Genomic DNA, 20,368 nt, shown 5'->3' with positions numbered 1-20,368 from the left:
CACAGCAAATATCAACACGGCCTTAAACTATTTAAACATCCAGTTATCAGAATAAGTCAAGTCGCAACTTCGATAGCCGTTGCACTTTTTTGCAAGACAACCGCAATTGATTTTGACGCGGGCGTAAATGATTGTTCGCCGTAACTGTCTATCGCCACTAATGGGTTGGTTTCTGGGTAGTAAGCGGCTAAATTACCACGCGGTATCTCGTAAAATACCACTTTAAAACCTTTGACAACCCGCTTCACACCATCGTTACAAATTGATTGAATATCTACTGTGTCGGCATCGGATAAATTAAGTTGTTTCGCATCATCTGGATTAATAAACACTACTTTTCGTTCGCCTTTTATTCCTCGATATCTGTCATCCATGCCATAAATGGTGGTGTTGTATTGATCGTGAGAGCGCAAACTTTGTAGCGTGAAAACCGTATTATCTGTATAAGTTAATGCATCCGATAAGTTATCAGACAGTATTGACTTGGGTAAATCACTGCAATTAAATTCTGCTTTTTGGCTGTTTGTATTCCAGGTTAATAGCGCTGCTGAGTTGGTTAAATGAAAGCCGCATGGCGTTTCTATTTTTTTATTAAAATCTGTAAAACCAACAACGGTCTGGCTAATAAGCGTTCTTATTTTGGCATAATCATCTCGCAACTCAGTCCATGTATATGGGCTCGTTCCAATGGCTTTGTTGCCCAGTGTGTAACTGGCGATTTGCGCCACTATATCTACTTCTGATAAACACTGCTCAGAAACCGGTGTTGTTTTGCCAGTTGATGCATGCACCATGCTAAAGGTATCTTCAACTGTAATTTTTTGTATCCCCGATTTTTGTTTATCCAGTTCAGTGCGGCCAAGGCAAGGCAGGATCAACGCATCTTCGCTCACCAACAAATGGCTGCGGTTAAGTTTAGTGCTAATTTGCACATTGAGCTCTGCATTTTTAATTGCCTTAAATGTAAAGTTAGAATCTGGCGCGGCTGCTGCTAAATTACCACCCAAACAAATAAGTACTTTACTGTGTTTTTGATATAGTGCTTTTAGTGCTGCATGCACGTTATGGCCCGATTGTTTGGGTAACTCAATGGTAAAATATTGCTCTAAACGCTCGATAAAGGCTGCTGTGGGTTTTTCATTAATTCCCATAGTTCGGTTGCCTTGCACATTACTGTGCCCTCGGACCGGACATAATCCTGCGCCTTTGCGCCCTAAATTTCCTGTTAACAAGTGTAGGTTTACGATTTCGCGGATGGTATCAACAGAATGCTTGTGTTGGGTCAGACCCATCGCCCAGCAAGATATAACGTTTTTACTTTGTATAAAAACGTCTGACGCCTGTTGTATTTGTTGCTGAGAAAGGCCAGATTGATCTTCTATTTGTCGCCAAGTCGTATTTTCAACTGACAATATGTAAGCATTAAATCCAATTGTCTGTTGTTGAATAAAAGCATGATCAAGTGCGTCTATATTGCGCTCGATTATGCTTTTTACCATGCCTCTAATCGCTGCCATATCACCGCCTAGTTTAGGCGTAAAGTAACAATGACTGATGGTTGTCGCTGAGCCGATAATTAGCTCTTTTGGATCTTGCGGGCTGGCAAATTTTTCCAATGCAACTTCTTTTAAATTGTTAAAGGTGACAATTTTACAACCTTGTCTTGCCGCTTTGCGCAGTGCATTCATCATTCTAGGGTGATTAGTTCCCGGGTTCTGGCCAAAAACAAAAATGCTGTCAGCATGGTAAAAATCATCCAACACAACCGTGCCTTTGCCGATACCAATTGCTTGAGTGAGTGCAATCCCACTGGCTTCATGGCACATATTAGAACAATCTGGAAAATTATTAGTGCCAAACATTCGGCCAAATAGTTGATATAAATACGACGCTTCGTTACTGGCACGGCCCGAAGTATAAAATTCAACCTGATTGGCATCTTGCAGTACATTTAGTTTATTACCAATAATGCTAAATGCTTGCTGCCAACTCAGCGCTTCGTAGTGATCCGTTTTTTTGTTGTAGCGCATTGGCTGCGCTAAACGGCCCTGATACTCAAGCCAATAATCACTTTGTTTCATTAACTGGCTGACACTGTATTGCGCAAAAAAGTCAGCGTCCACTCGTTTATCAGTCGACTCCCAAGCAACCGCTTTAGCGCCGTTTTCACAAAATTGAAAGGTACCATTTTTATTATCCCCCAAGCGCATCCAGGACAGTCAAAGCCATCAGATTGATTCACCCGCAACAAATTTTTTATGTTTTCTTTGGTTCGATTGCTTCTTAACAAGTGTTTAATCGTAGACTGGACAGAAGGTAAGCCACCTGCTTTGTTGGGTTTGTTTGTGTTATTTTCCATACTGATTATGTACCTGAATGCGTTTTTAAATACGGGGTTGATTTTGCGTGTAATAAATTGCTTGATCGTATTTTGGTAGATGAATTAAATTTAAATTATGGCGCTGTGCTAATTTAACCGCTAACTGGCTGGGCGAGGCCAAACTGATTAAATTATTTGCACCAAAAACAATTGCTTTTTGTATTAATTCAGCGCTGCATCGACTGCTCACCAACAAAGCGCCAGCCTGTTTATCTTTCGCGTTTAAGTGATAGTTTTTTAATAATGCACCAATGGTTTTATCAAGTGCATTATGGCGGCCAATATCTTCTTTGCAGACAAGTACATCTAACATGCTGTCTATCCATACAGCACAATGAATAGCACCTGAGTTTTTACGCTTAAATTGGTATTGGACTATTTTGTTTCTAAGAGATTGCGCGTTTTTAACAACAAAAGGCTCGGATTTAAGCAGTACTGGTAATTTGGGCATCGCCTGTTCAAGCGCCTGTTTGCCACATAAACCGCAACCTGACGTGCCTTTTAATCGATGCATGTGTTGCTTTAGTTTATGCATGCATCTATTGGCAATTTGCACATTGATATTGACAGCATCTTCCAAATATTCCAGTTCAATTTCATGGACGTCGTAAACTTGGGTGATAACACCTTCTGAAAACAAAAAGCCGTATACAAAAACCTCTAAGTCATCAGGTGTGGCCATCATGACTGCATAATTAATCTCATTTACATTAATCGCGATTGCACTTTCTTCAATAAGCGGATTAAGAGGTTGGTTTAGTTCGATAATGTGTTTTGCCTGCATTAAGCACGTCGTATTCAAATACTATGTCTTAAGCTTAAGCAATAAAAGTAATGAAAACCAATTATTCAATTTTATCTGATGATAGAATGAATTTATCAGATACCACTAACTTGATTGGTTAATTTAATTGAATCTTAGGCAGCTTAAATATTTTTACACCTTGGCTAAAGAGCAGCATTTCGCGCGTGCTGCGCAATTGTGTCATGTAACCCAACCTACTTTATCAGCCAGTATTGCAAGCTTAGAAAAAGAGTTAGGTAATCAATTGGTGATTCGTGACTCTCACTTTATCGCATTAACCGAGCAGGGCGCTTTGGTATTAAAGCATGCCGAAAATATTTTATTTGAACAGCAAGCTTTAAAAGAAGGCATTAGTAAATTAAATCATGGCATGTCAGGTGTGTTACGTTTAGGCATTGTGCCTCAATCGAATGCCGATATTATGCCGCATATCGCGCAGTTCAGAGCTAAATATCCTGATGTCAGCTTTGCAATAAATGTGCTGACAAATCCAGAGATCTTGAACGCTTTACATACACACCAGATAGATCTGGGATTAGGTTTTGCTGAGAATTTATCACAAGCCGATAAACAACAGTTGCAGGTTACACCTTTGGCATCTTTGCGGTTTGCGATTATATATTCTGAAACATTCAAGGACGAATTTAATTTTCCGGATGCATTTTGTAGTTTGCAATATTTGGTCGATAAGCCTCTTTGCTTGTTTAGTAAAAACATGCAATTTAGGCAGTATATTATCAATGCCGCGATAGAAGAGGGAGTTGAACTGGATATTGCACTAGAAACAGACTCACTGTTTCATCTAATCAGTGCTGTAAATCATGGTATTGGATGTGCGATTGTCAGCTCGACGACAGCAAAGTCGGTAGCACACTCAGAAAGCTTGTACTATAAGGACATAAGAAAGCAGTTACCGGGCAAAACTGCTTTCTTAAATAGGGCATTTAGTTTGTCTCCAATTGCCCAAATGTTTATACAAACCTTTGAAGCAAATATTACTTGATGTTTTTTCTAAGCGCAGCTGTGGCCGCTTTAACATCTTTACTGCGTATGCCGTCTAAAATATGACGGTGTTCATCAACTAACGCCTGTGAGGTTTTGATGCGCTGATAATTCATACGCATGCGAATTACAATTGGATACCAAATATTCACTAAGTCTTCGCCGCCGGCCAGATTAACTAGGTATTGGTGGAACTCGATATCAGACTTAGTCAGTTCGGTAAATTCTTCACGGTCAAAATGCTCTTGCATCCGACTAATGATGGATTCTAACTCTTCTAGATTTCGGTCTGTTGTTTTACCAACTAGATTCTTGATTGCAAATTCTTCAATTTTGCGACGAATTTCTATATTGAGCTTTTGCATCTCAGGTGTCAGCGGGCTACTTACTGAAGAGCCAACATTGTTTTTGCTAACCAATAAGCCTTCTTTAGTTAGTTTTAGCAAAACATCTCGAATAGGGCCGCGAGACACACCAAAACGCTCTGCTAACTGTTGCTCGTTTAGTTTAGTATTGGCTGCTAACTCACCTGAGATGATGTCTGATCTCAATGCATCCGCTATTTGCTCCCTAACAGGGATGATTTTATTGGTTCTTGTATTCATAATTTTCTGTATCCGTATTTGTGCCGGTAATAATAAATGCCCATAAAAAATTGACGGTGAATTGTAAACTAAAAATAATGTTAAACGAAATTTTTATTACATTTTGTCAATATAATCAATGAAAATGTATTAGAAGTTTGTCAAACAATCAATTTATTCGTCTTCCAGCAAAATTCTATAATTTAATTTTAAAGCCTCAAATACCAGCTAATCAATTGTTTTTTATATTATTTATGATGAAAATTACCTGTTTTAACGATTTTGCATATATAAAAATAGTAATTTTTTTGCGATAAAAGTTTGAATACTATTGTTAACAATGTACAATTGAATGTATGTCTAAAATAGTGTAGAGATTTCATTCGTGAGTATAGTGGCAAATAAAGAATCAAATTTATTAGATATCACGCCTTTGATGAGCAATATCAAATCCGTGAAAACAGAATATTATCAAATTCCTTTAGCGGAAGTATTAAGCGATGCCAAGCACGGTGATCACACACATTTTGAAATAGTTGTATGTCGAATTACCTGTAACGATGGCATCGAAGGTGTTGGTTATACTTACACAGGTGGTAAAGGCGGACGCGCTATATATTCATTAGTCGAAGATGAAATTAAACCCATCCTCATCGGTGCTGATTCTGCTCGTATTGCCAAGTTGTGGGAAGACATGACTTATCACTTACATTACGTTGGCCGAGGTGGTTTAGTGAGCTTTGCTATTTCAGCAGTTGATATCGCTTTGTGGGATATCAAATGTAAGCGTTTAAACCAACCATTATGGCAAGTCGCAGGTGGCGCAAATAACTCAACACGTTGTTATGCAGGTGGTATTGACCTTAACTTTTCAGAAGAGAAATTGCTCGCAAATATTCAGGGCTATTTAGATCGCGGTTTTAAAGGCGTTAAAATTAAAGTGGGCAAAGAAGATTATCGCGAAGACGTTGCTCGCGTTGCCGCAGTTAGAAAGTTAATCGGCAACGATACTATTTTTATGGTCGATGCAAATTATTCTTTAACCGTAGAAACGGCTATTCGTTTTGCCCGTGCCATTGAAAAATACGACATTACATGGTTTGAAGAGCCGACCATCCCGGACGATTATCAAGGATATGCTCGCATTGCACAAAGTACCTCAATTGCATTGGCAATGGGGGAAAATCTTCATACCGTTTACGAATTTAACTATGCAGTTCAACAAGCAAAATTAGGCTTTTTACAACCAGATGCATCAAACATTGGCGGGATAACCGGTTGGATGAAAGTGGCAGAACTGGCTTACATCAATAACTTACCAATTTGTACACACGGTATGCATGAATTGCATGTTTCATTGATGTCTTCTCAGCCACATGCTGGGTATATGGAAGTGCATTCTTTCCCAATTGATCAATATACAAAGCAACCGTTCGTAGTTGATGCTAATGGACGTGCAGTAGCACCCGACGTAGCAGGTACTGGCGTAGAGTTTGACCCTGCGCTTGTCGGTCCACATTTAATTAAACAATCTTAGAGGTGTCACAAAATGATTGCAGCACAATATATAGGTAACAAAAGTTTTGAAATCGTTGCAGCAAACGAACGTAGCCCAGAAGCAGACGAAGTAAAAATTGCCGTAGGTTATGTCGGTATCTGCGGCACCGACATGCATATTTATCATGGTGTTATGGACCAGCGTGTTGCACCGCCTAAAACAATTGGTCACGAAATGTCAGGGACTATTGTTGAAGTTGGTTCTGATGTTAAAAATCATAAAGTTGGTGAACGCGTTGTTGTTCGACCGCTTGACTGGTGTGGTGAATGTCCAACTTGTGAAGCGGGCTATACGCACATTTGTCAAAATTTGAAATTTATGGGCATTGACTCGCCAGGTGCATTCCAAAAACACTGGACAGTCAAAGAGCGTACTTTGCATAAGCTACCTGCAACTGTTGATTTGAAACAAGGTGCATTGATTGAACCTTTATCAGTTGCTTGTCATGATATTTCACGCTCTCGTCTAAAAGCCGGTGAAAAAGCGGTTGTTATTGGCGGTGGCCCAATTGGTCAGTTAGTTGCATTGGTCGCTAAATCAGTGGGTGCGGATGTACTTATCTCTGAAGTGAACGAAGCGCGTCGTGAATTTGCTAAAAATATTGGCATTGAATCTGTTAACCCATTAGAAACTGACCTTGAAGCTTATGTAAGTGAATGGACTGGCACTAAAGGTGCTGACGTTGTATTTGAAGTCTCTGGTGTGCAGCCAGCGATTGAAGCAATGACACAAATTGCTGGACGTCGTGGTCGGTTAGTTATGGTCGCAATTCACTCACAACAACCTAAAGTTGATATGTTCCAGTTTTTCTGGAAAGAATTAGAGCTATTAGGTGCGCGCGTATATGAAGCGGCCGATTTCGATATGGCAATTGATTTAATCGCATCTGGTAAAGTTGATATTAATCCATTCATTAGCTCAATCAATCAATTAGAAAATATTGGTCAAGCGTTTGCGAGTATGGATAACAACCCGCAGGGTATGAAAGCACTTGTCGCTTGTAACGAAGAATAATGGAGCAAAAAATGTTAGATAAATTTAGTTTAAAAGGCAAAGTTGCATTGGTTACAGGTTGTAGCCGTGGTATTGGTTTAGCGATGGCTGAGGCTTTAGCAGAAGCAGGCGCGGACGTAATTGGTGTGTCTGCAAGTTTAGCTAAATCTGGCTCTGCACCTGAAAAAGCAGTTACCGCGACAGGTCAGAAGTTTTACGCTTACCAGTGTGATTTTTCTAATCGTGATAGCTTGTATAGTTTTATCAATGCCGTAAAAGCAGACCACCCACAAATTGACATTTTGGTCAATAATGCAGGTTCTATTTTACGTGACCCAGCTGTTCAACACAGCGACGAATATTGGGATCAAATCATTGAAATTAACTTAAATTCACAATTTATTTTAAGCCGTGAATTAGGTAAAGAAATGGTTGAGCGTGGTCATGGTAAGGTTATATTCACTGCCTCATTATTAACTTTCCAAGGTGGTATCACTGTACCGGGTTATGCAGCGAGTAAAGGCGCAATCGGACAGTTAACTAAAGCACTGGCGAACGAGTGGGCAGGAAAAGGCGTTAATGTGAATGCTATCGCGCCGGGTTATATTGCGACAGACAATACCGAAGCTTTAAGAAACGACCCTGTGCGTTCTAAATCTATCTTAGATCGCATTCCGCAAGGTCGCTGGGGTGAGCCAGATGACTTTAAAGGACCGACAGTCTTTTTAGCTTCTGACGCAGCAAATTATATGAACGGCGCTGTCTTGTTAGTTGACGGCGGCTGGATGGGGAGATAATTCCATGCAAATCCATAACAAATTAAATTTTATCAACGGTCAATATGTTCCGTCTAAATCAGATGAGACAATCCAAGTATTGAGCCCTAGCACTGGTAAATTAGTGGGTGAAATCCCAGCAGGTTGTGCTGAAGATGCAAAAGAAGCATTAGAAATTGCAGATAAAGCGCAAAAAGGCTGGGCTAAGTTAACGGCTCGTGCACGTGCCAGTGTTTTACGTAAATTCGCGAGCTTAATTCGAGACAATAGCGAAGCGTTGGCGGAATTACTCGTTGCTGAACAAGGTAAATTAATCGCAGTTGCACGAATGGAAGTTAACGCCACAGCGACTTTTATCGAATATGCATGTGACAACGCGTTAACTTTGCAAGGTGACATTTTACCTTCAGACAATGAAGATGAAAAAATCTTCATTCATAAAGTACCGCGTGGCGTTGTCGTTGCGATTACTGCTTGGAACTTTCCGTTGGCGCTTGCCGGTCGTAAAATTGGTCCGGCATTAATCACCGGTAATTCGATCGTCGTTAAGCCGACACAAGAAACGCCATTAGCAACATTAGAGTTAGGTCGTTTAGCAAATGAAGCTGGCATACCAGCGGGTGTATTAAATATTGTTAACGGTACTGGCTCGGTAATTGGTCAAACACTTTGTGAAAGCCCAATTACTAAATTAATTACCATGACGGGTAGTACACGCGCAGGCAAGATTATTTACAAAACCAGTGCTGAGTATTTAACACCGACCATGCTTGAACTTGGTGGTAAAGCGCCCATGATAGTAATGGAAGATGCCGACTTAGACAAAGCAGTAGATGATGCTGTGGTTGCACGTTATCTTAACTGTGGTCAGGTTTGTACTTGTGCCGAAAGACTTTATGTACATGAATCTGTATACGATGCCTTTATCGAAAAATTCTTACCAAAAGTGAAAGCGATAAAAGTAGGCGACCCAATGGACCCAACAACCGAAATGGGACCAAAAGTTAACCAATCTGAAATTAAAAACATCCATCATATCGTTGAAAAAGGGATTGAGCAGGGCGCTAAATTAGTTTTAGGTGGTAAACAAGCCAGTATTGAAGGTTTTGAAGGCGGAAACTGGTACGAACCAACCGTACTGGTAGACGTAAAACAAGATAACATCCTAGTACATGAAGAAACATTTGGTCCGATTTTGCCAATTGTTAAAATCAGTAGTATTGATGAAGCTATCGCTTATACCAACGATAGTGAATATGGATTGTCGGCGTATTTATACACACAAAACTTAAACTACATTCATCGCTCAATTGACGAAATGGAAGTGGGTGAAGTTTATATCAACCGAGGCATAGGTGAGCAACACCAAGGTTTCCACAATGGTTGGAAACAAAGTGGTTTTGGTGGTGAAGACGGTAAATATGGGCTAGAGCAGTACGTAGAAAAGAAAACCATCTATTTTAAAGAAAGTCTATAATTAAACTGCTTATCGCGTTTTAAACAAAAAGCTACTTGCGTGAAAATGCAAGTAGCTTTTTTGTATTATGTTTGACATGTTTGTAAAAAAATAGAATAAATTTAAGTTGGTTTACTTGATTATTATTGTTAACAATGTACAATTAACTTTATTGAAGGTTTGAATTGAAATTCAGTCTTTTAATAACCCTGTTTTGTGTGTGTCCTGTTGCCCTTAAAAGTATTTAAGGGCATTTTTTTATACGGAACATTAAGACTAAGAAGCATTATTTGGATTTAATAATATCCAATCTTTGACGGCTGTGTTTTTAACGCCAGACAATTCTTTGGTTTTTTCTATTTCACCTTTCGCTCTTAACAGTTCGATGCCTTTATTCAAATTAGTATAAATAAGCTCACTGTTTTCCATATTTTTGTTAACAATGAAATGCCGGCTGCCTGCCAGTTTAATTTTAACATTGGGTATGTTAACTAATTCGATACCTTCCATTGTAAACGTCATATTTTGATTAAACTCACCGAAACAAAAATCAGCTCTTTTGGCTGCAACCATTCTGTGAATTGATGCTTGGCTTGGCGCAGAAATAACCTGTGATGTGATTTCATTCATTGCTTTCCAGTCATAAAACCAGTGTCCGACGCTGATACCAACGTAGTTCTGAAGTTGACTTGTTAATTTGTAGCTGGGGATTTTAAGCAGAGGGTGGTTTGGCAGGGTAAAAAGCCCTTTTTCTATCGTTTCTTTATCAAAAACTGGCAAACTCACATATACATTCAGTTTTTTTGCTTGTTCATACCAAACCGTTTCAGCGGTGGTATGGATATACTGGCTGCTCATTAGCTTAAGGTTGCGGCTGTAGTTACCTGACTCTATAAGCTCTAAGCGAAAATTTAAACCAGCCGCTTTTAGTGCTTTACAAAATATCAGTACTTCTACGGCAGGTCTGGGCGAATATGACGTTAAATAGTGAGTGACTTCAGAGCAATTTTGGTTTGTCGTCCAATCTAAATAAACCTTTTTATCTTCTTTTGAGATACCTACTTGTATTTTTATATCTTGAGAAACAGCCGTATTAGCGTTCACGAAACCACTAAAACCACTATATAAAGCGAGATATGTACACACGAACATGGTCGTTAGGGTATTCACACATTTGTATTTATAAGTTCGATTCATAAGTCGTATAGCAACAAATCCAATGCTTGAGTAACGAGCGTACTGACAAATTAATTTTAAGTATAGCTAAATTTGTCAAAAACAGGATTGTCAGACTATTTTTGTTGTTTATGTTTTTGAATTGTTAATTTAACTTCGACTGCTGTTGATAATAATTATCACAATATTGTGATTAATTTGTAAATTATGGTTGATTTATGTTTATTGTTGACAATATACTATTGGCATGTGGTTTGTTTACGTTGTATTAGCAAATACATATTTAACTCACGCTAAATAACCGAAATGGATATTTTGGAATTAGCGAAGTATTGAAGTCCTTAGTGGAGATGAAAGATGCCAACAACACAAGAACGATTTAAATTAAGCGCTTTATCGTTTGCTATACTCACTAGCGTGAGTATGCAGGCATATGCAGCGGAAGATGATTCAACTGAAAAAGAACAAAAAGAAGAGGTTGAAGTCATTGAGGTCCAAGGTTTCAGAGGAAGCCTTGCGAAATCAATTAACGACAAACGTTTTGCAAAAAACATTGCCGACACAATCAACGCTGAAGACATTGGTAAAAATACCGACCAAAACATCGCTGATGCTTTGGGCCGTGTGACCGGTGTATCAATTGTTAGCCGAGACGGCGAAGGTTCGCAGATTACGATTCGTGGTGCGACTTCGCAGCAAAATAACATCTCGATAAATGGCCAGCAATTAACAACAACTGATTTTAGCCAAGCTGTTGATTTAAGTACCTTCTCTGCTGATATTTTATCTCGCTTAGAAGTTATTAAAACAGCCAGTGCTGACCACGATGAAGGCTCATTGGGCGGTAGTGTAAATTTGGTAACGGTAAAACCTTTAAATGTCACCGATGACATCCGTTCTGCTACGATTCAGGGGCGTTATAATGACTACGCCGACGATACTAATTATAAGTTGCAATTATCTCTTTCTGAAAAGTTTTTGGACGATACCTTTGGTGTTGCATTAACTGCCTACAACGAAACAAACACGACAAGACGAGATCAGTACAAAGTTGAAGATTTTATCGCATCTCGAACTTTCCATACTGCTTCTGATCTAGACGGTAATATCGTCACTAACGACCGCGCAATTACGCACCAGAATACCGGTTACGAATTACACCTATCAGAAACAGAGCGTTCAGGTTTAACTTTAGGTTTGCAGTGGTTGCCTACTGATACCAGTGAATTAACTTTTGACTTAACTTATACACAACAAACAAAAAATACCTCGTTTGATGGTATTAAAACACGTGACACAGGTGGCACATCGAGTAACTTTATTTTCGGACAAAAACCACTTACCAACTACCCTGAATATGTTGCTGAATTTTCAGATCCGCATGCTGATTGGTATGTGATTGATGCTCAAACCAAAACCATGTTGAAAAAGGTTGATCGTTTTGGTGCAGGTGATATCAGCCGTTCAGAAGGCGGTAGTGAAGAAGATAACTTAAGTGCAACGCTTAAGTACGAAATCGATATTACCGATGACTTAAGAGCATCGGCTGCACTTGGTTATTCTTCTAGTGAATCAAAAAGTTTGCCCAATGGCTGGACAAACATGCAAAACTGGACTCAGGTAACTTCGCCTAAGTTGTTTGAAGCCGGTGCAGATGTTACGCCTGTTGGTTATGACTGTACCTCTGGTTTGTGTGAAATGGTCACGGGCGATACGCTTATTGGCTTAGGCGAAAATATATTGTCATACACAGATGAAGACGGTGCAGTACAACCTGGTTGGACGGACAATACCAATGTATTAACAGGTTTTAACCCAAGAGATCTTGAAACCTTCCACATGGGCTTTATTTCAGTCACAGACAGAACAGTGGAAGATGATTTAGCCAATGCGCAATTAGATTTTGACTATTTTGTTGATTTAGGCCCAGTCACCTCTTTTGAGTTTGGTGTCAAAGCCAGCAAGCGCGAAAAATATGTCGACGATCAGGTTTATACATTTACTTCATCCACGCAAACAAGCGTAATCGAAGATGAACTTGGTAATAAATTGGTTGATATCGGTGGACCACTTACTGATTTGCGTGCGCCGCTTATTGCGCGCGAAAGCGGCTTAGAGTATGACGACTTCATGGCTTCACTTGGTTATGGCCGCGGCCCTGCAACTTCAAATTGGACGCCAATTGACGTAATTGAAGCGCGAAACTTAATTTTGGATGATTCTCGAACTGTCCCTAATATCGACAATACCAAAACACGTAAAACCGATATTGATACTCAATCAATCTACTTTAAAGCAAATTTTGAAGGGTTTGATGGTCGCTTAACGGGTGATATTGGTGTTCGCTATGTTAAAACTGATGTGGACGCATCAATCGGTTATGGTGGTGCTAATTTTTGGACACACGATGCAACGAACTTAGAACGTGAATTTGATCTTGTTAAATTAAGAGAGCTGCGCGATAAATCATTGCCAGAGTGTCGTCCTTTAAGCCGAACAGATGCCGGGTACACTTCAAAATATGAACGTGTAGATGGTTTAGGTTGGGACACATCTTCTGGTCCAGATCCAAGCAATTGGACGCGTATTGAAGATCAAGGGGCATGTCATGACCCAGTTTACGCTGAGTATTATGAGTTAGCGACAGATGGAATAGACAATGATACACAAGAGTTCCCTGTAGTAAGTTGGGCCAGTATGTGGCGCTATGCTGACGTATCCACGACTCATGTTTGGGGATGGGATTCAAATATTACTTGGGACGGTGAAACTGTTAATGAGTTTGATACCGTTGGTTTTACACCAGGAAATCAAACCAACAAAAAGACCCAATCTGTTCCAAGCACAGGCTCACATAGTTATACCAATGTGCTACCGAGTTTAAACTTGAACTATGCGTTTTCGGATGAATTCGTCGGTCGTTTTGCGATATCTAAAACGATGACCAGACCTGAAATTGATTTATTACGCTCTGGTTTTGAGGTGAAAGAAGGGGGTTACTGGGGTGGTGGTAATGCGTTTTATAATAACTCAGTATTCCGCTACAACACTGAACTTGATCCATTAGAATCTAAAAACCTAGATTTATCGTTAGAATGGTACTTCAACCCAACTTCAATGTTGAGTGTGGCTTACTTTAGAAAAGATATGTCTAATTTTACAGATGTGACATCATCTTTGGCTTACTTGCAAGACTTACGTAATTTAGGTGACTTGGATAGTGTGGACCCAAGTCAAATCACTATGCAGCCAGATGAAACTAAAGAAGATTTTGGCTTGCAAGGTTGTATGCCTATTCGTTCAACCGCTGATTTCCCGTTCAATAAAGATGATCAGTTGGCAATGAGCAACGACTTACGTGATTTATGTGCAATTTATCAAATCAATACAGTTAACAATGGTAAAGGTGCAGAAATTAATGGTTTAGAATTTGGTTATTCTCAAACATATGATTTCTTACCGGGTGTATTGGGTGGCTTAGGTGTGTCAGCTAACTATACCTATCAGGATAGTAGTTATGACGCGAATATCGATCCGGTAACGGGTAATAGCCTTCCTGAATTACCCGTGGCTGATACGCCAGAGCATACTTATAACTTTACAACATTCTGGGAGCAAGATGGTCATCAGGTTCGTTTAAGTTATCGTGGAACTTCAGATACCTTGGTGGGTATCGATTGGAATACGATGCAACGTGGCCGTACTTGGAACCAAGGCTCTATTTGGAATGAAGGGCGTGACTCTCTCGATTTATCACTTTCATACAAGCTAAATGATCAAGTTCAATTTACATTGCAGGCAACAAACTTAACAGATGCAGCGTATAGAACTTATTTCACCAGCCGTACTTTAGATGTGCAAAAAGTGTATGCGGATAACGACGACGGTTACACCTTCGTTGGTTACAACGAAGGTAATCCGCTTGAAGGCGAAGCGCCCAAATCACGAACGTATACCAACTATAAAGTGGGTAAAACTTTCCGCTTTGGTGTTCGTGTCAATTTCTAAATTAGTTGAAGTGAGGCACTAAGTGCCTCATTGATAAAAGAATGGTGAAAAGTTATGAAATTATTTAATAAAACTATGCTTGTTGCGGCAATGCTAACGGCATTGTCGGGTTGTTCAGAAGAAGATTTTAAACCAACTGAAAAAACCGCAGAAGGAAATACTGCGCCAGAGCACGGTGGAGACATTGTTATTAACTTGCATGAAAAAGATGCAGCCACAAACGTATACCTAATGGGTACTATTGATGGTAAAGCTAGAGGCTCAAATGGTTTAGCTGTTGATAAAGACGGCGATAATATGCAAGTTGTTAATATGACAACCAATACTGAAGAGTTAGACGGTTTTCGTAACAATGGCGTATGGGTAGAAGTTGATACTGAGATTTTACGCGATATGTTAGATACAGGTGAAACGAAAACTGTCATCTACAACTATGAAATCTCAGATGGTTTTGCAAGTGTAGCACGTACTTTAACAATTAATGTTACCGGTGAAGACTTTGCGCCAGAAGCGGAAGGCAAACTAGTTGGTAACTATACGCGTGATGCAGCTAGCGGTTCGGTAAATTTAATGACGGGTGTTAGTGACCAAGACGGTGAAACTTTAGTTGCGAGCAACGTAGTTGCTGATGCCAGCAACAAGTTTACCATCCCATTTACACTTGAAGATAATCAATTATCGTTAGATATAGCGTCAGTCAAAAGTCAAATCGACGATGGCGAAAAAGTTACGCTTAAATTTACTTATCAAATAAGCGATCACAGATTTACGATTGATCGTGATTTAGAAGTCAACATCTTAGGTGTTAAAGATGTACCTGGAGCGCCATTATTTGCAGAATATTTCTTAACGGATGAAGTTAACGAAACTGCAAACGCAAAAGTATACGATTTAGTTGAAGGCACTGTTGACCGTGAAGGTGATAACATCATTGTGAGTGATGTTAAAGTAAATGGCTCAAGCGATTTAATGTTTGGTGCAATGTTGGATGGTACCAACCTTAAGTTTATACCGACCGCATTTTTAACCGAAATCGAAGCGGGTAAAACAAAAACGTTTGAGTTTACATATAAAGTAGCTGATGACCAAGGTAATGTATCAGACGGCGAACGCTCATTAACAATAACGGTCAAAGGTGTAGAGTCAAATATCATTGCGCAAAACGGGGCTTCTGATGGTTTTGAAGGCGTCGCTACAGGTGACTTACCTGCTTCTTCTGGTTGGGCAAAATTCGGTTGGGAAGGACCAGAGTTACCTCAGGTGACAACTGCAGAAGCGAGAAGCGGATCTAATTCTGTTTTACTCGAAAAAGGCGTAGGTATCGCATTAAACTGGACTGCTGAAGTTGATAGAATGTATTACTACGCCGGTTGGTTTAAAACCGCAGATCCGGTTACAGCCAATTTTGTACACTTTAATGCCTATGGTGAAGGTGATGTTGGAAGAGCATGGTGGGACGGTGGTTTCAGACCTTGGGTTGTAGATTCAACGCAGTGGAATGAAGGTGCAAAAATCTTCAACACCTTTTCTTGGGGCTTTCCAATTGTGCCAAAAGCAGCATTTCAGGCATTTAACGGCCCGTCTAGTTGCTGTTCAACAACCAATGCGTATGTTGATGATTTGAGAATTGTTGATATTACGGATATCCACCCGTTTGACAATAATGTATTAGTCAGTGGTGCGGGGACATTTGAATCAGGCGAGTTACCACAAACCAACGGTGAAGGTAATATCCTTATCACAGACGCAACAGCGTCAGAAAGAACAGGTATTTACTCTGTATCTGTCGATACAACCGGTAAATCCGGCTATTCAGCAGATATCATTTTGCCTGTACAGGCTGGTGCAGTAAAAACGTCTGGTCGCTACGTCGTTCAGCTTGATATTCACGCGACTAATGCACCTGCAGACGCAGCAAGTGGCTTTGATGTACGACTTGAAACGGCAAATGGTAACGTACTCGCGTTTGGTGAAATTTGGAGCAATACGGTCAATGAAGCGGTTAAAGTTGTATTAAATACAGATGCGGCTTCAGGAACTCCAGACTGGGAAAACGAAGATGTATTTGTGCGTATTCTGTTAAAAAGAGCTGACACTACTTACATCATCGACAACGTGACTTTATACGCTATTCCATAATTCATTGTAGTTTCAAGCAATTAAACGTTAAAAAATAAAAGCTTCAATCCTCGGATTGAAGCTTTTTGCTTTACAATAAGCTAGTATTAATAAAATAGTTTAAAGTTAACGAAAATAAGTAAGTGGGCTAAGCTGCACATGTCACGTAGAGAAGTTAAAAGCATCGTTATCATCGGGGGGGGAACTGCAGGGTGGTTGACTGCAGGCATCTTAGCATCTCGTTTAAGAACCCGAGTTCTACAAAAAGAATTAACCATTACCCTTTGTGAGTCACCTAATATTCCAACGGTTGGTGTAGGCGAAGGAACTTGGCCTACAATGCCCTCAACGCTCAGCAGCATGGGGATCTCAGAAACTGAATTTATTCGTGAGTGTGATGTGTCGTTTAAACAAGGTTCTAAGTTTGTGAACTGGGGAAGCGACAAGCAGCAAAATTATTATTATCACCCGTTTGAAGTGCCGATTGGTTCACTTGAGGGTTTATTACCTGAGTATTGGATACACAATACTAACCAAGGCTCATTGAGTCAGTTATTTACTACACAAGAGCAGTTGTGTGAACACAATATCGCACCTAAAGCGATTACGCATGCCGAATATGCAAAAGCAGCTAATTATGGCTACCACTTGAATGCGGGTAAATTTGCCGGCTTTTTACAAAAGCATTGCGTAAACAAGCTTGGTGTGCAGCATGTTTTGTCTGAAGTCACTGATGTGAACTTGAGTGTGAGCGGCGACATTCAGTCGGTCGTGTTATCTGAAAAAGGAGAACTGAGCGGAGATTTATTTGTAGATTGCACTGGCTTTCAATCACTGCTATTGGGGCAAACTTTAGGGGTTAAATTTAAGTCGGTCAAACATTTATTGTTTGCTGATACCGCCCTTGCAACACAAGTTCAATACCCTACAGCGAATCATGCAATCAAACCTTATACCCAATCTACGGCGCAAGAAGCAGGTTGGATTTGGGACATTGGATTACCCTCAAGAAGAGGTGTTGGACACGTATTTTCCAGTAAATATACCGATTTAACTTCAGCTCAAGATAAGTTATTAAAGTATATTCAAGAAACAGGCGGTGATGATAAAAGTCTAGAGATAAGAAAAATCAATTTTGAGGCAGGTCATCGTGAAAAGTTTTGGCACAAAAACTGTGTGGCAGTAGGTTTATCCGCAGGTTTTTTAGAACCGCTAGAAGCTTCAGCATTAGTCTTAGTTGAACTATCGGCAATGATGATCGCTGACCAGTTACCCCCGACACATGGCGTAATGCACATTGCGCAACAACGATTTAATCGAACATTTCATTATCGCTGGGGCGGGCTATTGATTTCTTGAAATTACACTATGTTTTGAGTGACAGAAACACCGCATTTTGGCGCGACAATCGATTAACTCAGAGCATTCCAGACAGACTATTAGATTTATTGGAGCTGTGGAAACATCAAGTGCCAAACGTCAGCGATTTTGAACCGACCGGTGAGTTATTTCAGGCAGCCAGTTTCCAGTTTGTGCTTTATGGTAGTGGTTACAAAACAGAACCTGTTTACTCACTGTCGGGGGCTGAAATTGCGTTTGTAGAAGAGCAAATTAAACAAAATCAAATAGCGACTCGCAATATGCTGGGAAGTTTACCGGATCACAGAGCTTTGATTAACCAAATAACACAGCATGGCCTTTCTAAGGTCTAGCAAATGAGGAAAAATATGAACCAACCAAATGTAGAATTATTAGATAAAGTAAGGCATAAATCGCTTAAAGTTGATACTAAAAAAGTAGATGTTGCCGAGTTTAAAGTGAATGCATCGTTTGTGGTAGTAAACGAATTGAGCACCTTGATTCATGAATATCCAATATTTATAAGCAAAAACCCAACCACAGGAAAGTTTCAGTTAACTGCATTATTGGGCTTTGATTCAGGCCAAAACCTGTTTATATCTCAAGGGCAATGGCGATCTACTTATTTACCGTTAGATATTTTACGTAGACCATTTCAAGCTATGGTCGAGGAAAATAATTTAAGCTCAGGAAAAATCGCAATAGATGTTAATAGCGACCTTGTAAATGAAACACAAGGAGAGCGTTTGTTTACTGAAGAAGGTGAAACATCAGATTATTTGTTAAGAATTCAGAAAAGCTTTTCACAGCTCATGGCTGGCACTCAACGCACTGAGGCTATTTTAAATAAAGCAGCTGAATACGATTTGATACACAGCGTGAATTTGGATATTGAATTAAAAGATGGACGAAAATCCAGAGTAAATGGATTATATGCTATTGATACCAAAGCTTTAGCTGCGTTAACTGGCGCTAATTTAGAAGAATGTCATAAAAATGGTATCTTAGAAGTCTGCCATTTAATTTTAAGTTCAGGTGCCCACTTACAAAAATTAATTAATTGGGAAGCTGAATTATAAATAAGACGTTATCATAGACGAATCTATAGCAATACAGAGCAAGTCATTGGAAAACAAAACGCAAGCGACAAGTAGCAAAACCAACAAATACGCAGTTCCTGCTTTAGAAAAAGGGTTGGATATTTTAGAGTATCTAGTCAGTCAGGAACTCCCCCGTACGCAAACAGAAATTGCTCAGGGCTTAGGCCGGGGGCCTAATGAAATTTATCGTGTATTGGTGGGTTTAGAGTCTCGTGGTTATTTAATACGGGATGATCTATCAGGTCGCTATCGTTTGTCGCTTAAACTGTACAATTTATCGCGTTCTATTTCGCCAATCGATCAGGTGCGTCAATGTGCATTGCCTCATATGGAAGATCTGGCGGTTAAAATTGGCCAGTCCTGCCATTTAAGTATGCTTTATCAAAGTCAAACCATGGTGGTTGTTCAGGCTCGCAGCCAAGTTCCGGTTTCAATAAATATTGCTGAAGGGTCATTGTTTCCGACTTTGTCTACGACATCGGGGATGGTATTGCTTGCTAACAGTAACGATTCGGTGCGGGATATGATTTTAGAGCGAGATCAAAACTTCAGTAAAAAAAGTAAAAGCAATCAACAGGCTATTTATGATCTTTTAGTCAGCATTCGCGAACAAGGCTTTTACGAAGCAGAAAGTGAAATGACAGAAGGGGTTTGTGATTTAGCGGTACTGATTGGTCATCCCGAAGGCAAAGTCGTTGCAGCGCTTGCTGTGTCTAGTTTAAATAGCCAAACCGGGAAAAAATTATCGCGCGATGAAATGCGCATACAACTAGTGGCGACAGCAACAAAAATAACCGAGCAACTCGGCTATTAATAAAGCTATTAATAAAGCTATTAATAAAGCTATTAATAAAGCTATTAACAACATTAATGGTCTTTAGTCGCAGGGTGTGTCGCGCGCTCTGCCCTATGTCTTCATATTTTCGTCATTCTGCACCTTCAAACCACAAAATTACCCCGCCCTAACAATAAAATATTTTTTATTTCAAATTGTTTTTTTGCGATAAATTGCTGATTTTGCTGCACATTAATAAATAGCTCTATTATTTCTAT

General features: G+C 39.7%; 13 protein-coding genes and 1 pseudogene. 10 read left to right on the top strand and 4 right to left on the bottom strand.

Annotated elements, in window-relative coordinates:
* Window positions 1-56: 56 nt before the first annotated feature.
* Together FNT16_RS19820 and fdhD are read right to left on the bottom strand one after the other, a co-directional pair.
* A complete protein-coding gene (locus FNT16_RS19820; RefSeq protein ID WP_342779175.1) occupies window positions 57-2,204 on the bottom strand; it encodes an FdhF/YdeP family oxidoreductase in 2,148 nt (715 codons plus the stop codon).
* Window positions 2,205-2,384: 180 nt separating this feature from the next.
* On the bottom strand, window positions 2,385-3,164 hold the full coding sequence (fdhD, locus tag FNT16_RS19815; protein WP_143873761.1) for a formate dehydrogenase accessory sulfurtransferase FdhD: 780 nt from the start codon (window positions 3,162-3,164) through the stop codon (window positions 2,385-2,387).
* Between the two features lie 127 nt (window positions 3,165-3,291).
* On the opposite strand from fdhD, the gene FNT16_RS19810 reads away from it, so the two are divergent.
* The gene (locus FNT16_RS19810; RefSeq protein ID WP_143873759.1) at window positions 3,292-4,188 is read left to right on the top strand and encodes a LysR family transcriptional regulator; all 897 of its coding nucleotides are present in this window, start codon (window positions 3,292-3,294) and stop codon (window positions 4,186-4,188) included.
* On the opposite strand, the gene FNT16_RS19805 is transcribed toward FNT16_RS19810, so the two are convergent.
* Window positions 4,181-4,792: a GntR family transcriptional regulator gene (locus tag FNT16_RS19805; RefSeq protein ID WP_143873758.1), complete on the bottom strand. Its 612-nt coding sequence runs from the start codon at window positions 4,790-4,792 to the stop codon at window positions 4,181-4,183. The genes FNT16_RS19810 and FNT16_RS19805 overlap by 8 nt on opposite strands.
* Before the next feature lie 415 nt (window positions 4,793-5,207).
* Here FNT16_RS19805 and FNT16_RS19800 point away from each other — a divergent pair, with 415 nt between their 5' ends.
* The 4 genes from FNT16_RS19800 to aldA are packed head-to-tail and all read left to right on the top strand — an operon-like array spanning window position 5,208 to window position 9,575.
* A complete protein-coding gene (locus FNT16_RS19800; protein ID WP_143873925.1) occupies window positions 5,208-6,308 on the top strand; it encodes a mandelate racemase/muconate lactonizing enzyme family protein in 1,101 nt (366 codons plus the stop codon).
* Between the two features lie 12 nt (window positions 6,309-6,320).
* Window positions 6,321-7,343: a zinc-dependent alcohol dehydrogenase gene (locus FNT16_RS19795; RefSeq protein WP_143873757.1), complete on the top strand. Its 1,023-nt coding sequence runs from the start codon at window positions 6,321-6,323 to the stop codon at window positions 7,341-7,343.
* An 11-nt stretch (window positions 7,344-7,354) separates the two neighbouring features.
* Complete coding sequence (locus FNT16_RS19790) at window positions 7,355-8,119, top strand: SDR family oxidoreductase (RefSeq protein ID WP_143873755.1); 765 nt, start codon at window positions 7,355-7,357, stop codon at window positions 8,117-8,119.
* A gap of 4 nt (window positions 8,120-8,123) precedes the next feature.
* Window positions 8,124-9,575: an aldehyde dehydrogenase gene (gene aldA, locus FNT16_RS19785; protein WP_143873754.1), complete on the top strand. Its 1,452-nt coding sequence runs from the start codon at window positions 8,124-8,126 to the stop codon at window positions 9,573-9,575.
* Between the two features lie 255 nt (window positions 9,576-9,830).
* Here aldA and FNT16_RS19780 read toward each other — a convergent pair whose 3' ends face one another.
* Window positions 9,831-10,658 carry a type 2 periplasmic-binding domain-containing protein gene (locus FNT16_RS19780; RefSeq protein WP_143873752.1) on the bottom strand — a complete coding sequence of 276 codons (828 nt, stop codon included), beginning with the start codon at window positions 10,656-10,658 and terminating at the stop codon, window positions 9,831-9,833.
* A gap of 429 nt (window positions 10,659-11,087) precedes the next feature.
* Between FNT16_RS19780 and FNT16_RS19775 the strand changes: the two genes are divergently transcribed.
* From FNT16_RS19775 to FNT16_RS19755, 5 genes and pseudogenes are all read left to right on the top strand, one after another.
* Entirely contained in the window at window positions 11,088-14,738 is a 3,651-nt protein-coding gene (locus FNT16_RS19775) for a TonB-dependent receptor domain-containing protein (RefSeq protein WP_143873750.1), read from the top strand.
* A 54-nt stretch (window positions 14,739-14,792) separates the two neighbouring features.
* Window positions 14,793-16,877 (top strand): hypothetical protein, encoded by a 2,085-nt coding sequence (locus FNT16_RS19770; RefSeq protein ID WP_143873748.1) that lies wholly within the window; start codon window positions 14,793-14,795, stop codon window positions 16,875-16,877.
* A 138-nt stretch (window positions 16,878-17,015) separates the two neighbouring features.
* Window positions 17,016-18,568, top strand: a pseudogene (locus FNT16_RS19765) (tryptophan halogenase family protein).
* Between the two features lie 15 nt (window positions 18,569-18,583).
* The gene (locus FNT16_RS19760; RefSeq protein ID WP_143873747.1) at window positions 18,584-19,294 is read left to right on the top strand and encodes a SapC family protein; all 711 of its coding nucleotides are present in this window, start codon (window positions 18,584-18,586) and stop codon (window positions 19,292-19,294) included.
* Window positions 19,295-19,340: 46 nt separating this feature from the next.
* Window positions 19,341-20,129, top strand: a complete 789-nt coding sequence (locus tag FNT16_RS19755) for an IclR family transcriptional regulator (protein WP_143873745.1) — start codon at window positions 19,341-19,343, stop codon at window positions 20,127-20,129.
* The last annotated feature ends 239 nt before the right edge of the window (window positions 20,130-20,368 follow it).

Source organism: Catenovulum sediminis (assembly GCF_007289895.1).
Classification (GTDB): domain Bacteria; phylum Pseudomonadota; class Gammaproteobacteria; order Enterobacterales; family Alteromonadaceae; genus Catenovulum; species Catenovulum sediminis.
The sequence above is the reverse complement of the archived record's forward strand: the minus strand, read 5'-3'. Positions and strand labels throughout refer to the sequence as shown.